A 14,806-nucleotide genomic window follows, 5' to 3' on the forward strand; every position below is an offset into this window, starting at 1 on the left:
GTTGATGATTACATACTTCTCCATCTGACAGGGATTAGCTGTTTAAAATCAAACTTGATGGAATTAAAATTGTTGACTTTGATCTTATTAACAAAATCAACAAACTCTAGATACGCGGGATGTTGGCGGTCAAGCTGTTCGGCTTTGGTTAGCCAGTTTTCCAGTTCCTGAAAATCATTAAAAAAGAAGTTCAAATTATCAGGGCTGAAATAATAGTAGTCTGAGTCTGGGTTAGTTTGGTTGATCAACTGTCCCAATTTCTCCGTAGAGAGATGGGCCAAATAATAATCGATACATAACGTTTTTGCCTCTGCATTTTTTTCTTTTGATAAGCCGTCACTCGCTTTCATTTTGCAGTTATGAAACAAGTTCCAGAACGTATTCGAAATATCTCCCTGTTTGTTCAGATAACTTTGAAAATATTGCATATTAATAGTTGCCAGTTTGGAGAAATCCAATGGAAATTCATATTGGTAAGAAATAATCTGGTTAATAAGGTTGCTTTCAAATTCCGCCGGAAATTTTGCTTGTTCAAATAGGTCCAGCAAAAAGTCTTGATAGCTAACGAGATCTGGGTACAATCTAATATCAGTAGTTTTCAGACTAGTCGCAGGATATTTTAAAATTTCCATGAGATGTTTATAATCAAACCCGAGTTGCCTGTCATTTGATACATAATCTTTACCAACTTTAAATAAGGCTAAGACGTGATTTTCAAATTCTTGTTGATTAACAAATACCCTGATTTTATATAACTTATCTAAAAAGGCCCCGTATTTATTGTCACTTACCCATTCATTTATAATCTTCTCGTAGTCCTGAAATGACAATTTCCTTGCCTTTTCAAAATCCTTAGCAGAGATTTCCCCTTCTAATAACTGAAAGGCAAAATATTTAAAAAAATTATTAGGATGAACAAAGGCTTTGTATGATTCATTTTCTAAGTTTTGCAGCACCCGATCGGCATTGATCAACTCTTTGATTAGCAAATTGATATTACTGATGTCTTTATCGTTATAACCTATCTTTTGCTTTAATTCGTTTAGGTAGTTTGCAAATATCTCGGTATTTTGATTTTTATCATTGTTATACTCTGCATTCTTTTTCACCGGATCAAAATAGCCCGAGATGCCCCCTGTTTCTTTATTACGTTCACTTTCATTTCTAAACCGGAAATAATTTTCATTTTTCTCGTGATAAATGATAAAAAATGTGTCCCAGGATTGGATGATATCATTATACACAATTGGGTATTTTATCTTTAACAATTGCAAAAGATAAAAATCATAGAATAATATATCGTCCTCAATGTCCTTTATTTCAAACAACAAAGAATTAGATAATCTTATAGCTTCTCTATGGGTTTGTATTAGTTCATCGTTTATTTTTTGCGCCTTGTAACCACGCGAGTCCAGAACGATCAACAATTGTTGCTTGAAGCCCTCCGAAAGTTTCGGTTCCAGTAACTCCCTGATAAATTTGCGTATAAGAACAGACTCATACAATGGTAGGGAAAACTCAAATTGGAATATTTTCTCAAGAAAGGACGCATGGTTGTGGGGATTGAATGATTTTACCGCTTCGAGGACATATCCTTTATCATAGGCTACCAAATAAATCACATTGTTGAAATTTGCTGTGTTACGGATAATGCGCAACACTTCTAAAATCTCGGACTTATCAAGACGGTCCAAGTCGTCGATGAAAATTACGATCTGTTTATAAATAGTAGCAATTGAACGATTTACTGCATCGTACAGTTCGTTCTTATTACGTTCTTCAAAGTAATCCGATACGCCTTTCAGTCCTTTGGTAAATTTATTTTCATCTATTTGAGTGAGAGTTTTTGCATATCGATAAACATTACGTGAAAGATTTGGATCATATTTGCTGAGAATACCGATTAATAATTCAAAAAAATCTTCAATGATCTTAGAGGAACTGGAGCTACGCCACGGATTAAAATGAACTATAATTCGTTCTTTGTCTAAATTTTCAAGAACCATATAAGCGAAAGATGTTTTACCAGATCCCCAAGGTCCAGTAATTCCTATTGCCAATGCACCTGCATTTTCTTTAACGATCTTCGATTGAATTTTTTCGGCAATTCTCTTTGCGAATTGTTTTCTGTTTAGCAGGTCGTCCGATGACCGGCGGATGGGTAGATCAGCAATAAACGGGTCTTCATAATAATTTACAGGGTATTTTGGTGACAACCACTCTAAGCCCTTTAACGCGATCATTCCAGAGCAAAACAAAATGACAATATCTGCATATTTTATCTGTCGAAACAATACGAATGGTGTATAATCATAATGTACACCTTGGACTCTGAAATACAAATAAGCCGTCAACAAAGTTAAAGCGGCTAAAAAAAGAAAAATATGAATGCGGGTATTTTCGCCTAAGAGCTTAACGATAAGGATAATATAAATTAAAGTCAGTAATATCAGCGTGACGTCTGAAAAAGCCGAACTTGTAATGTGACTTAAAAACGGTTTTGTTAATAAGTGGTCAAATACACTTATAATAGAAGTCCTTCCGATGATGCTCAGGGCAATAGCAGTGACAATAAATACTGTTTTTATATCAGTTAAAGAATTATAAAATTGACGGAGCTTCGTATGAAAAAGGTTTAAATTGGAAAACATAGTAAAAATCAATTGGTTAAAGTTACGGAATAACCAGTAAAAGAATTCTAATGCTTGATAGAACCGAATGGAAGAAGATAATAAACACTTTTGCTCTTATAAAATCTAATTATTTTACAATGTTAATATGTGTAAAATCGGATTACCCAGTCTGTAATTAAGTGGCTATATTTATTGTTTTCTAAATAATAAATATGAGTGACCTAACCTTAGAAGTTGATCAATTTTTACGTTCTGTTGAAATCAGTAAAACAGATTTTTTTACAACAATCGTTGGTGCAGGTGCCTCTATCAGTTCCGGTATTAAATCAGCAAGCGATTGTATATGGGAATGGAAAAGAGATATCTACGCCACCAAAGCAATTTCAAACTCTCAGTTAAAACTCGATGATCGTTCCGAACAAGTTCGTGAAACTATCCAAAACTGGCTGAATAATGAGAATAGCTACCCTTTATTAAATAGTGCGGAAGAATACTCCTTCTACGTAGAGAAATGTTATCCTATCGAGGCAGATCGGCAAAAATATTTCAAACGGTTATGTGAAAAGAAAGAACCTTCGGTAGGCTATAAATTACTTTGCCTGTTGCATGAATCGGGACTTATAAAATCTGTTTGGACAACGAATTTCGATGATCTTTGCCGCGACGCCGCCATTAAAACCAGCAATACTGTAATTGACGTCACACTGGATTCAGTAGACCGGGTAATAAGACCACTGAACAGCTCGGAAATGTTATTGATTAAATTGCATGGCGATTATAAATATGGGCCGTTGAAAAATACGGACAGTGAATTAAAAACCCAGGACGAGAACCTTCCGAACCAGACTGATCGACTATTTGAATGATAAACATCTGATTGTATCAGGTTACAGTGGACGGGACGAGATCGATCATGGCCGCGTTAAAGGAAAGCTATGCGAAAAGAGGTTCAGGAAGATTATACTGGTGTGGCTATGGGCATGATATTCCACCTTCGGTTAGAGAATTGCTACAGGTTGCCAGAGCCAATGGTAGGGATGCCTATTACATACCTACCGATGGCTTTGATAAACTCATGATAAGTCTATCAAAAATCGTTTGCAGGGATGATCAGTCATTATTGAACAAGTACGCAGAATATTTAAAGGGTGAGCAAGAAACTATTATTAAGTCGCCCTTCAAAATCGACGTGGGTAATCTGCATTCTATTATCAAAGGCAATTTATTTCCGATCAAATTACCTCAAGAAGCTTTTCAGTTCGAATCGGATTTAGCGACAGGCCTACAGCCATGGAAATCGATCAAAGAATTGGTAAAGCCATATAACATTGTCGCTGTCCCGTTTAAAGGTTATGTTTGGGCGCTGGGTACCTTAACCGATATTAATCAATGCTTTGCCGGACAATTCAAGAGCAGTATTGTTCGTGTACCTATTAAAGGGCTCAACCTTTGGAAAGATACGGCGATTTATAACCTATTGCTAACAGCTTTGACTAAAGCGCTCGCATCACCTAACGGCCTTCGTTCTAACGGCAAAGACCTCATTTGGAAATCGGCGACAACTTCAAATCGTATTATTCAGAACGTATTGTACTCTACGCATGAGGCTGTTCGCTTGTCGCTCAGTCACGATGGAAAAAGGCATTATTTATCTTTGGAGCCCGATTTTCGTATCGAGACCGCCGATTCTGACCAGCGGATCAGCAAAGAAATCAGGCAAGATGTGGGACGTACGTATTTCGACAAGCTTAGGAATAATTTTTTTGACGAATATATCAAGGGATGGAGAAAGCTGCTATTTACCGGTAAGGAAGATAAGTTTGTTGTGGAATATCCCCTTGCCTCAGCATCTGGTTTTAGCTTTGAAATTTATAGGCTACCGTTATTTGCGAAGATATTCAAACCATCATCGAATGCACCCTTACAACTCAGTGCAGATTTCCCTAAACAAGTACTTCACTTTAAGGGGCTGCAATTTGCAGAACCTGAGCTGGAGTTTTCCAGTAAATATCCAGGGATGAATGTTACACCTGTAGATTTTCATCCGATGCGTGGCCTTACCCGAAATAGCCCTTATGATAGCGGTTTGACCGGGGTCTTGTTTGATAATAAGATCAATCTGGCTGCTATTTGTCCCTCGGCAGAAGCACAGGAATTTTCAAACTTCTTAAAACTGGAGGTGGTTAAGATTGGCTCGAACAAGGTTAATGAAGATTATCTGATCGACTACCCCGGTTTTTTCGATGCCTATGGCGTTAGTCTCAATGTACCGGATGTAAATAGCGAAAACTGGTTTACGTGTCCAGAACCGTTGACTAAACAAACGCTCCAAGAAACAGCCTTTGATCTTCGGGATAAAGTGATCAACCGTATAGATCAGAGTCTCAAAAATGAGATAAAAAAAGTCTTGGTGATTTATATTCCTGACCGTTGGCTGACTTATACCTCCTTCCATATTGAAAACGAACATTTCGATCTACATGATTATGTAAAAGCTTATTGTGCAGAACACGGTGTGGCCACGCAGTTTATCAATGAGGATACTATAAAAAGCCAATTGAAATGCCAGATTAATTGGTGGCTTTCATTATCATATTACGTAAAGACCTTGCGTACGCCATGGATATTGCAGCATCTTGATAAAAATACCGCTTTTGCGGGCATAGGATATAGCGTAAGAAGCAGTAAGGAAGAAAACGGTAGCATTGTTTTGGGATGTAGTCACATATACAATTCCCAGGGTCAGGGCCTGAAGTATAAGCTATCAAAAGTCGAAGATCAATTGTATTGGGACAAGCAGGAACGCCCACATTTAAGTTATAATGACGCATTTCGTTTCGGTTTGTCTATCAAAGAATTGTTCTTTACGGCGATGAATGAATTACCCAAACGTGTGGTGGTACATAAAAGAACTTACTATACTGATGACGAAATAAATGGATTAAAAGACAGCTTGCTTCACAATGGTGTGCAGGAACTTGATCTTATAGAAATTAACTTCGTGGACGATATTCGGTTTGTAGCCACTAAGATGAAAGACGGCATGCCCGTCGCAGATAATTTTGCGGTACCTCGCGGCACCTGTATGCAGTTTGATGATTATTCTGCTTATTTATGGACACACGGCATTGTAGCGTCTGTGCGGAATCCTAACTATAAGTTTTATTTGGGTGGAAAATATATACCTGGCCCGTTAAAAATCACCAAACATCATGGCAAAAGCAACATCGGAGTTATCGCCAATGAAATACTTGGACTTACGAAGATGAATTGGAATTCATTTGATCTTTATAGCCAACTCCCGGCAACCGTAAACTCGTCTAATGAGATTGCTAGAATTGGTCGGCTATTGTCCAAGCGAGAAGGCATAACTTATGATTATCGATATTTTATATAGTTAATAATTTATCTATTCTCATTTGAACGTTTATTATATTTGCTATAAACCAATCTTGTCATGAATAATAATACGGAGATTATACTTATTCCAAAAGATGCAACTCCCGAGAGGATTGAAACTTCTATAGCAGCTTTTAATCAACCTTTAGCAGATCTGTTGACTCACGTTGGACTACCGACCGAAAATCTATTATCCCCCATTGACGAAAGAAGAAAAGTAATTTTTTCTTTAGAGGCGGCCATCTCGATTTTGCCTGTTGAAGCTCGTGAAAAGGCAGCCTATTTATCCAAATTTACAGTGGCGGTGGCGGTAGGTTTATTTGACGGCGCGATCAATTTCTTATGGGATGAAACAATAAAGGCCTTGCGTTTACTTGTATCTGAATTTGATCTACCTTATTTTCTATTTGTCGCACAATCGGTTAACAGCAAGTATAAATCTTTTACAACAGCTGATGATTTGGAGGGAATCAGTGATCATGACCTGTTAGATATTTGCCGACGGATAGGTTTTATAAATGATATTAATTATAAAAGGCTTGAATACGTTAATTATTTAAGGAATCATGCTAGTGCAGCCCATCCAAATGACAACGCTGTTACTGGGTTTGAGATGGTTAATCTACTGGAAACTTGTTTGAAATATGCTATAACAGCGAAGCCGGATCATTCAGTTATTCAAATCAAACAGCTTTTCAATAACATCCGAACGAAGGAAATTCCAAAGGAAGATTTCGAAGCTATCGGTGATGATCTAATAAAACAACCTCAAGAGCGGCTTGATGATTTTCTCTATTCGATATTCGGCCTTTATATAGATACAAGAACCGAACAACCTGTTAGAAAAAACATTGACCGCCTTACGCCGCATATTTGGGATGCAGTATCTGAAGATATTAAATATAAAATCGGAGCAAAATTCGGGGTTTATCGACTAAATGGTGATGTAGAAAGGAAAGATTTTGTTCAAAAGTTTTTAGAGACAGTTGGAGGACTAAAATATAAAGACGAAGATAGTTTAGCAGGTGAGTTGTTGGAGAAATTACAGAATTTAAAGACTGTGCACTTTGAATGGAATAATTTTTATAATGAATATTCTCATGCAAAGTCAATTGCAAGTTCATTACCAGCAACCGGGCTGCCAGATTCAATCAGAAAGCTATTTGTTAAAGTAATTGTAATTTGCTATGTGGGCAATGGAAAAGGATATAAACAAGGGATAGACGAAAGAGCTGCACCATATTACAATGAATTCATAGAGCGATTTACAATTGCTGAAATAAAAGAATTTCTGGGTTTATTCAAAGATGCCGAATTCGTGACGGATTTTGATTATACAATACCGGATCGACGCCTTCGGAACCTAGTAAAATTCTTTAAAACGAAGACAAGTGACATTTACATTAATCGAATTTTAGACTTGATGCTCTCTTATCCAGCTAAAAAACTGCAAGCGCTTGCAGATGATAAACGTTATCATGAGGCAATGAAATTCATAAAATAAAGGTCATTCTTGCAGTTAAATAAGCATTGTCCTTTTTTTGCCAATGCTAAATTCAAGCCTGCATTTTGAATCATTGCTTCAAAAGCCTCGTTTTCTGTAAGATTACTTAATGTGCAACTTCCTTCCTCATCGAGGGGACCAGAAATAACATCTTCCAGATTGATTTCGTTGGTGTCCAGCAATTCAAATACTGAATAACTACCATCCGATAATTCGACGGCATACATTCCGCGATTATGGTTAAGAATGCAGACGGTTCCTTTGGGCATTGTTAAAAATTATTTGTAATATATTTTATTCGTAAATGTAGTCAAAAATACTTCGAGTTGTGCTAATGGCAGTGAGGTCATCGATATCTAATGTTATTCGAATATCTCAGCCTTCGAATTCCTCCGTTCTCGTCCAAGAATAATTTGGAAAAAGTGTTTAGCGTAAATAGCGATTTAATGAAAATATCCTGCGCTACCTGTCGATAATTATGCTCGGTAAGGCCGAAATAAGTCAACGCCTTCTGACAGTTTTTATTGGACTTACTAAAACGGTGCGCCATCATGCCCGAGCGCAGGTCCTGCAGATTCCGGAGGAAAGTGATCATGTCCGGGATCTGTATTGAGCGAATGTCGAGGAAACGCTCCAGTTTAGCGATACCTTTTTCATTCTCGATCTTTGACAAGCCTTTGACCAACATTTCTTCGTTTAGACTGTCTACCGTTGCTTTGACCAGGATGAGAATCTGCTCGCAGAAGGCCCGCACATTATTCTCTGAAGGTAAATGCAGGGCACTAAAGTGCTGTGGATCGCTGCCAGTCAGTTCTTTATAAAAATGCCAGCCGAATTTCCCGAACCATTTTTTGTTGAAGCGGTGATATTTAGCTTTGAAACGCACGTCTACTGAATCCGAATCTCGCGCCCAGTTACCGAGAACCATCGTATCATAATAAGCCCCACTCATTCCCATACCAGTTTGGGGCGCGATATTATGGTGCTTCCAGTGCAACTGCTCCTTTTGTGGCAGCATGGTTAGGTCGTTAAGAAACACCATCACATAGTCCGTATTATTGTTATCCATCTTGAGACTGATGAAGCTGGACTTAATGTGAAAGCCGTCGACCTCGTATTTCTGTGGATTATCATAATACTTGTTTAGCACTTCCTTTTTGAAATAAACCGGCGTAAAGAATTTATAATCCTCCGAATCGCAACGCACTAGTTTTTCTGTTCCGTCATCATCATAGCCGATAATAAAACTCTCATGCGCGTCCTCGTCAAGGTCGAACCAAAACTTACCACTTTTGGCCGCGTCGAACTTGAGCATCGTCTTCCCAATGATCCAGCTTTGCAGCGGCTTGTCGCCGATTCCGGGCACAACACGAATCAAGTGGTTGTAGTGAAAACTGTTGCTGATAAAATCTTCATCCTTCGGAATAAACGCAGAACCGGCGCCAGCCTCGTCGGTCACGATCATAAAGTCAAAGCATAGGGAAAGATGCATTTTCCTAACAGCCAGGTATTCGTTTAGGAACTTTAACTTGATACGCACCTGTCGCTCGGTCACATGGATTACCTCTTCAGTATCGCCAGAGTCATCAATAAAGTAATAACTGCGCTTCTGTTTGGATGACGCCTGTTCATACAGTTTGAAATAATTTACGAACTCTTGCGAAACATCAACATAACGCTCTTTCACGTGTGTGAACCATTTGGGATAAATGAAAGGCTCCAAGCCCTCTTCTGCAAAACGGAAATACTCAGTCACTTTCCCGCCATCTCTGAAATGTGTGATAACACTGGGATGCCCCTCGCTACCCCAGTGGATGCCCCAGTCTCGGTCCTCCAGGTATTTATTTAAATTATCTGGACTGACTAAACAGCAGTAAATACCAGCCTCTATCTCGCTATCATTGCCACTACGGTAGACCTCGATCCAGCCATTGTTGATAAACCGCTTAGTGATTTCGACATGCTGGGCCCTTAATCTAAATAGCTCTTCATTCATGTTGATAATAGGTATAATCCCCTGTAAGTTTGCAAACCATGTGCGCACCCTAATTGCGTAGCAATAAATTATTTGTCAAAACAGTAATCGCGTGAGGTTGAGCGAGCCGCCCAGTTCATCATCAAATACATTATCGGGAGCCTCAATGGTCTGTTGGGGCAATATGCTAGAAAAGTTTGCAGGTAAACTATTAATATCCACCACGCCTTTCAATTCACGAATAAACGAGTAGAGCAACTTAAAGAGAGTATTCATACGATTTAAGCCCTGCGCTCCTTCACCGAAGACCAGGCGTTCATTCTGACGCCGACTATCTTCGATTCGCCGGAACTCGAACGAAGGCGGGTTAAAATATTCAAAGGGTTCACCAACCAGTTCAAAAGGATCAATGCGTAGTTCCTCGCAAAGCGCTACCACGAGGTAATCTCTTAAACGATCTTCTCGGATATCGTCGACCACTTCATTCCAGACTCTAGCCAGTCGCACTTGCATATATTCTCGCAATATGTTTACTGATTCGATCTCCCCCGAGAGCGCGAATGGCTCCGATGATATCTCGCGTCGGCGTTCGTCAATATAGCAAGACCGGAAAGAATGCTTATCTCCATCGTAAAGGTTCGCATGATTGTTCCCTGCCTCCTGGTCCATTTCCTTTAGGCTCATGAAAGTGGTATAGTAGATCAATGGTTGGGTCAACATCGACATCGCTTGCCGGTCCTTAATACGCGGGAACGCGTAAAGCACTGAGCGATCCGTACAACCATTTTCGATCAAGTAGTTGTTTAATACGCCCAACGCATTGTGCTGATTGCCGGGCTTGCTCGCCGCGGGCTTGCCGTTGTCATTGAAGGAAAATTCAATATGGGGGTTAGGATTATGAACACCTAAGCTGAACATGCTGCCATTGATATGGTTACCTTCGCTATGGGTTCCGCATTTGAATTGAATATAAATGGCCCGTTCATCCGCCGTACTGTCCTGCGGAATAGTAATCTTGGTATCCCAACCGCCGCCGGTACCTTCTTCGCGTGGTGCCAATTTCTCGCTCCATGCTCGGCGTCGCCAGAAACGGGTAATCCCGAAAGGCTGGATGTCAAAGATACGCCGTAGTCGCACCGGGTATAGAAGGCCGAAAGGACTGTCGAACATATTACAAAGTTCCCTGGTGATATTCATTTCCAGCGTCCATTCGTTAAGACTTTTCGGGGCTAATTTAGGAGTTAAGGACATGTGATAAAATTGGTTAAAACGCAATTTACCAATTTGTCGCATTTAATTCGAAGATTCTTTATCCCAGAAAGATAGTAAACCGGACGGTGGACGGTATACAACCACCTCAACAACGAAATGATATTTATTGGTCCTCCAAATATGTTTACTTTCTAAAAGATTAGCGACACCCCGTAGTTTCCCTATTCGGTAGATGTAACTTTCTCTCATTTGCATAGGGCAACTGCGTTTAATTAAAAAATAGCAGATTTAAATATAGGCAAGGATCAATACTATAAGGCAAACCCCGATATGGTTGAGAGCAGCCAATTTTTTAGTTAAAAAAATTGGAGCGAGCGGAAGTTGGGCAGAGCCCAACTTTGCTCGCCGTTTGCGCTGCAAACGGGGTATCGCGCATCCTCCGGGGATGCTTGGACAAGTTAGCGGCTGGTTTAAACAAGTTTTCAGCATTCCACGCGGAATGCCTTTAAAGAGGGACGTATGGCAGATGAAACCATTTATAAAAAGACGATCAAGTATTCCGACGCAACGGATGCTAAGCTGCAAAAGCTGGCCAATGCGGCCGGCTGTACCAAGCGTGAGTTCTTCATCCGGATGGTGGAGTATTTTTATAAAACGAAGAAAGACCCTACGGACATCAGCGACGAGTTGCTGAAAACCACACTGGTTAAAAATCACGATACCTATATCCGCTTTATCCGTGCACAGGAAGAAAAGATTTTGATCCCGGTTAAGCTGGAAGTTGACCGCATGATACAATCCCAAATCAAAATATTGGACTGCTTCAACACACAGATACTCAAGGCCAATACCGACCTGCAAAATAATCAGCAGGCGCAGATCAGCAAGTTTTCAGAAACAGACAAACTATTACAGATCATCGTGGGAAAGCTGGATGCCAAAGAAAGCCTGAAAACTAAATTCCTGCATATTCTGAACTACTATATCAAGATCAGGGATACCTTCAGCTTTACCACCCCTACAAAAGAGAAAGAGGAATTGGCGCAGGCAGCCCGGCAGCAGGTCACTAAAATATAGCGCGATGTTTATCAATATCACCGACAGCGATACAGCGGACAACAAAGGCAGTAGCGGCGCGCTCATTCATTACCTGGATAAAGAAAACAGGCTGGATAGGAATACTGCGCCCGAACTATGGTTCAATGGTGGACAGCAGGCGATTTTTTCTCATGAAGCACAATTGGCGCTCGATCACAATGTGGCTAAATTAAGCCGGGCGGATGCGAAATTTTTCCTGATCAATATCAGCCCCAGCCAAAAAGAGATTGCTTGGCTCAAAGAACAATTTGGCGATAAAGGCGTGGAAGGACAGTTGAAAGCCTATGCGATTAAAGTGATGGATGAGTACGCCGGCAACTTCAAAAGGCCGAGCATTGAAAGCAATCAAGATCTATTGTGGTTCGGTAAGTTGGAGCATTACCGTTATTACAGTCATAAGGATACCGAAGTGAAAAACGGGCTGCAAAAACGCGGTGACCGCAAACCTGGTGAACAAATGCACGTCCAGGTCATCGTCAGCCGCAAGGATATCACCAATTCGATCAAACTCAGCCCTATGAATAACTCGCGGGGCAAAAATACGGAGCATTCCAAAAAGGTTGGTCAGTTCGACCGTTCGGTGTTCAAGCAAATGGGCGAAACCTTGTTTGATAAACAATTTGATTTCGACCGGAGCTTGACGGAGACTTTTAAATACGCCAACTCGCAAAAGAAAGGTACGCTGGAAGAACGGCTGAAAATACGCACAGCTGCTGCAAATGCCCATAAACAGAACCGGCAGACGACCAAAAAACAACAACCTCCATCACAAAGGTTGCAGCCCGCATTCAAACTGATCCTGCCTTCAGGCAAATATCAGCCGGGCGTGGCGCCAAGTATTACCAATAAGAAGAAACGCAGGAAAAAAGGCCAGGAAGCCGATAACGGACTGACCTTATAAAATATCAAAAGACATCATTATGCAAACTGGGGAAGACACACAGGGATTAAGAAAGATCGTCGATTTTACACGACTGATCAGTATTTTTATATTGGCCATTCACTTTTATATCAGCTGTTATAAAGCATTTGAGCAATGGCACTGGACAGCGAATATTACCGATAGGCTGATCGCAAACATTGCCAGGACCGGTTTATTCAATAATTGGTGGAAGCCCAAGTTGGCCGGACTGCTTTGCCTGGCGATCTCCTTAGTGGGTATAAAAGGCAAAAAAGATGAAAAGGTCAATTACAAAAGCATTGTTGCCTATATCAGCAGCGGTTTGCTGGTCTACTGGATCAGTATATTATGTTTTTATCTGCCTGCCAATATCAACTTAATAGCTACCGCCTATATCGTGCTTACCGCTGTAGGTTATTTACTCATGATTACCGGCGGCACCTGGTTATCACGTTTACTAAGGGATAAACTGCACAAAGATATATTCAATACCGAAAATGAAACTTTCCCACAAGAGGAAAGACTACTGGAAAACGAATATTCGGTCAACCTTCCGGCTAAATACCGGCTGAAAGGCAAAACCCGTGATAGTTGGATCAATTTTATCAATCCGTTCCGGGGAATGTTGGTGGCGGGTACACCCGGCGCGGGTAAATCTTATTTTGTGATCAGGCACATTATTGACCAGCACCTCAAAAAGGGATTTTCGATGTTTCTTTATGATTTCAAATTTGATGATTTGACAAAGATCGCGTACAATAAACTGTTACAATACCGGCAGGATTACGCGGTAAAGCCGCAATTTTATATGATCAACTTTGATGATCTGAACCGTTCACACCGCTGTAATCCCCTTGATCCAGTGGGAATGCTCGATATTACAGACGCTGCCGAGGCTAGCGTGACGATTATGTTGGGCCTGAATCGCGAATGGCTCAAAAAACAAGGTGACTTTTTCGTAGAAAGTCCGATAAATTTCTTGACGGCTATTATCTGGTATTTGCGCAAATACCAGAACGGCAAATATTGTACGCTGCCGCACGTAATCGAATTGATGCAGGTAGATTATGACCAGTTGTTTCCGGTTCTAAACACACAGCCAGAGGTACGGGCACTGGTCAATCCATTTATATCTGCCTATAATCGCAACGCGACGCCGCAATTGGAGGGCCAAGTGGCCAGCGCCAAGATCGGTTTGGCTCGTCTGGCTTCGCCTCAGCTGTATTATGTTCTGTCGGGTAATGATTTCACCCTGGATATCAATAATCCGAAAGAACCAAAAATTGTTTGTGTGGGCAACAACCCGCAGAAATTGCAGATTTACGGCGCTGTATTATCACTTTATATTTCCCGAATGATCAAGTTGGTGAACCGGAAGAACCAGTTAAAAAGCAGCTTAATCTTTGATGAATTCCCGACGATTTTCTTCAACAATATGGATGGACTAATTGCCACAGCGCGAAGCAATAAGGTGGCTACCACTTTAGCCGTGCAGGATTTTAGCCAGTTGACTAAAGATTATGGCGCGGAACAAGCGGACGTAATTACTGGTATTGTGGGTAACATTATTAGCGGCCAGGTAACAGGCGATACTGCCAAAAAGCTATCAGAGAACTTTGGAAAGATCGTTCAGAATAAAAACAGCATGACCATTAATAGCAGTGACACTTCGATTTCTAAGGCCACACAGTTAGACTATGCAATCCCGGCTTCTAAGATAGCTTCACTTTCATCGGGTGAGTTTGTGGGCATTGTAGCTGATAACCCTGATCAGAAGATTCAGCTTAAAATGTTTCATAATGCGATACAAAATGATCATGAAGGAATTGCCAAAGAGGAAGCAGCCTACAAACCCATTCCAGTAATCAGTCGGGTTACTGATGAAGATATTATGGAGAACTACCAAAATATCAGGTCAGATATTGAGGATTTGATCAATTGTGAGATAGTCTTATTGGAAGCAAAAGACATATTGACTAAGGCTGAGAAAACAACTGACGAGAACACCCCTACAAGAGTCTTTAAATAAGACTAGCCAAATCATTCAAAAAGTATCAAACGATCAAATAGTAATGTGATCGTTT

10 protein-coding genes are annotated in these 14,806 nt (G+C 40.3%); 6 read left to right on the forward strand and 4 right to left on the reverse strand.

Going from position 1 to position 14,806, the window contains the following annotated elements:
* Positions 1-8: 8 nt before the first annotated feature.
* A complete protein-coding gene (locus tag ACQ86K_RS12800) occupies positions 9-2,651 on the reverse strand; it encodes a KAP family P-loop NTPase fold protein (protein WP_431200484.1) in 2,643 nt (880 codons plus the stop codon).
* Positions 2,652-2,845: 194 nt separating this feature from the next.
* On the opposite strand from ACQ86K_RS12800, the gene ACQ86K_RS12805 reads away from it, so the two are divergent.
* The 3 genes from ACQ86K_RS12805 to ACQ86K_RS12815 are packed head-to-tail and all read left to right on the forward strand — an operon-like array spanning position 2,846 to position 7,536.
* Positions 2,846-3,499 carry an SIR2 family protein gene (locus tag ACQ86K_RS12805; protein WP_431200485.1) on the forward strand — a complete coding sequence of 218 codons (654 nt, stop codon included), beginning with the start codon at positions 2,846-2,848 and terminating at the stop codon, positions 3,497-3,499.
* 47 nt (positions 3,500-3,546) lie between these two features.
* The gene (locus ACQ86K_RS12810) at positions 3,547-6,030 is read left to right on the forward strand and encodes a hypothetical protein (RefSeq protein WP_431200486.1); all 2,484 of its coding nucleotides are present in this window, start codon (positions 3,547-3,549) and stop codon (positions 6,028-6,030) included.
* Positions 6,031-6,090: 60 nt separating this feature from the next.
* The gene (locus ACQ86K_RS12815) at positions 6,091-7,536 is read left to right on the forward strand and encodes a hypothetical protein (RefSeq protein WP_091170680.1); all 1,446 of its coding nucleotides are present in this window, start codon (positions 6,091-6,093) and stop codon (positions 7,534-7,536) included.
* On the opposite strand, the gene ACQ86K_RS12820 is transcribed toward ACQ86K_RS12815, so the two are convergent.
* The 3 genes from ACQ86K_RS12820 to ACQ86K_RS12830 all read right to left on the reverse strand — a co-directional run bounded on the left by ACQ86K_RS12820 (position 7,509) and on the right by ACQ86K_RS12830 (position 10,708).
* Entirely contained in the window at positions 7,509-7,805 is a 297-nt protein-coding gene (locus ACQ86K_RS12820) for a hypothetical protein (protein ID WP_431200487.1), read from the reverse strand. The genes ACQ86K_RS12815 and ACQ86K_RS12820 overlap by 28 nt on opposite strands.
* Before the next feature lie 77 nt (positions 7,806-7,882).
* Positions 7,883-9,532, reverse strand: coding sequence for a hypothetical protein (locus ACQ86K_RS12825; RefSeq protein WP_431200488.1), 1,650 nt, complete (start codon positions 9,530-9,532; stop codon positions 7,883-7,885).
* A 75-nt stretch (positions 9,533-9,607) separates the two neighbouring features.
* Entirely contained in the window at positions 9,608-10,708 is a 1,101-nt protein-coding gene (locus ACQ86K_RS12830) for a hypothetical protein (RefSeq protein WP_431200489.1), read from the reverse strand.
* 534 nt (positions 10,709-11,242) lie between these two features.
* Between ACQ86K_RS12830 and ACQ86K_RS12835 the strand changes: the two genes are divergently transcribed.
* Genes ACQ86K_RS12835 through mobC form a run of 3 tightly spaced genes read left to right on the forward strand, consistent with a single transcriptional unit; the run spans position 11,243 to position 14,751 of the window.
* Positions 11,243-11,800 carry a BfmA/BtgA family mobilization protein gene (locus ACQ86K_RS12835; protein WP_091170694.1) on the forward strand — a complete coding sequence of 186 codons (558 nt, stop codon included), beginning with the start codon at positions 11,243-11,245 and terminating at the stop codon, positions 11,798-11,800.
* Positions 11,801-11,804: 4 nt separating this feature from the next.
* Positions 11,805-12,722, forward strand: a complete 918-nt coding sequence (locus ACQ86K_RS12840; RefSeq protein ID WP_091170698.1) for a DUF5712 family protein — start codon at positions 11,805-11,807, stop codon at positions 12,720-12,722.
* A 19-nt stretch (positions 12,723-12,741) separates the two neighbouring features.
* Positions 12,742-14,751: a conjugal transfer protein MobC gene (gene mobC, locus ACQ86K_RS12845; RefSeq protein WP_431200490.1), complete on the forward strand. Its 2,010-nt coding sequence runs from the start codon at positions 12,742-12,744 to the stop codon at positions 14,749-14,751.
* Positions 14,752-14,806 lie beyond the last annotated feature (55 nt).

The organism is Mucilaginibacter sp. P19 (assembly GCF_050632265.1).
In the GTDB taxonomy this organism is placed as follows: domain Bacteria; phylum Bacteroidota; class Bacteroidia; order Sphingobacteriales; family Sphingobacteriaceae; genus Mucilaginibacter; species Mucilaginibacter gossypii.

What these genes read in the sequence shown, in the direction of transcription:
- ACQ86K_RS12830 (WP_431200489.1), bottom strand. Translation starts at nt 10,708, where the DNA reads ATGAATATCACCAGGGAACTTTGTAATATGTTCGACAGTCCTTTCGGC.
- ACQ86K_RS12810 (WP_431200486.1), top strand. Translation starts at nt 3,547, where the DNA reads ATGGCCGCGTTAAAGGAAAGCTATGCGAAAAGAGGTTCAGGAAGATTA.
- ACQ86K_RS12805 (WP_431200485.1), top strand. Translation starts at nt 2,846, where the DNA reads ATGAGTGACCTAACCTTAGAAGTTGATCAATTTTTACGTTCTGTTGAA.
- mobC (WP_431200490.1), top strand. Translation starts at nt 12,742, where the DNA reads ATGCAAACTGGGGAAGACACACAGGGATTAAGAAAGATCGTCGATTTT.
- ACQ86K_RS12825 (WP_431200488.1), bottom strand. Translation starts at nt 9,532, where the DNA reads ATGAATGAAGAGCTATTTAGATTAAGGGCCCAGCATGTCGAAATCACT.
- ACQ86K_RS12800 (WP_431200484.1), bottom strand. Translation starts at nt 2,651, where the DNA reads ATGTTTTCCAATTTAAACCTTTTTCATACGAAGCTCCGTCAATTTTAT.
- ACQ86K_RS12820 (WP_431200487.1), bottom strand. Translation starts at nt 7,805, where the DNA reads ATGCCCAAAGGAACCGTCTGCATTCTTAACCATAATCGCGGAATGTAT.
- ACQ86K_RS12835 (WP_091170694.1), top strand. Translation starts at nt 11,243, where the DNA reads ATGGCAGATGAAACCATTTATAAAAAGACGATCAAGTATTCCGACGCA.
- ACQ86K_RS12815 (WP_091170680.1), top strand. Translation starts at nt 6,091, where the DNA reads ATGAATAATAATACGGAGATTATACTTATTCCAAAAGATGCAACTCCC.
- ACQ86K_RS12840 (WP_091170698.1), top strand. Translation starts at nt 11,805, where the DNA reads ATGTTTATCAATATCACCGACAGCGATACAGCGGACAACAAAGGCAGT.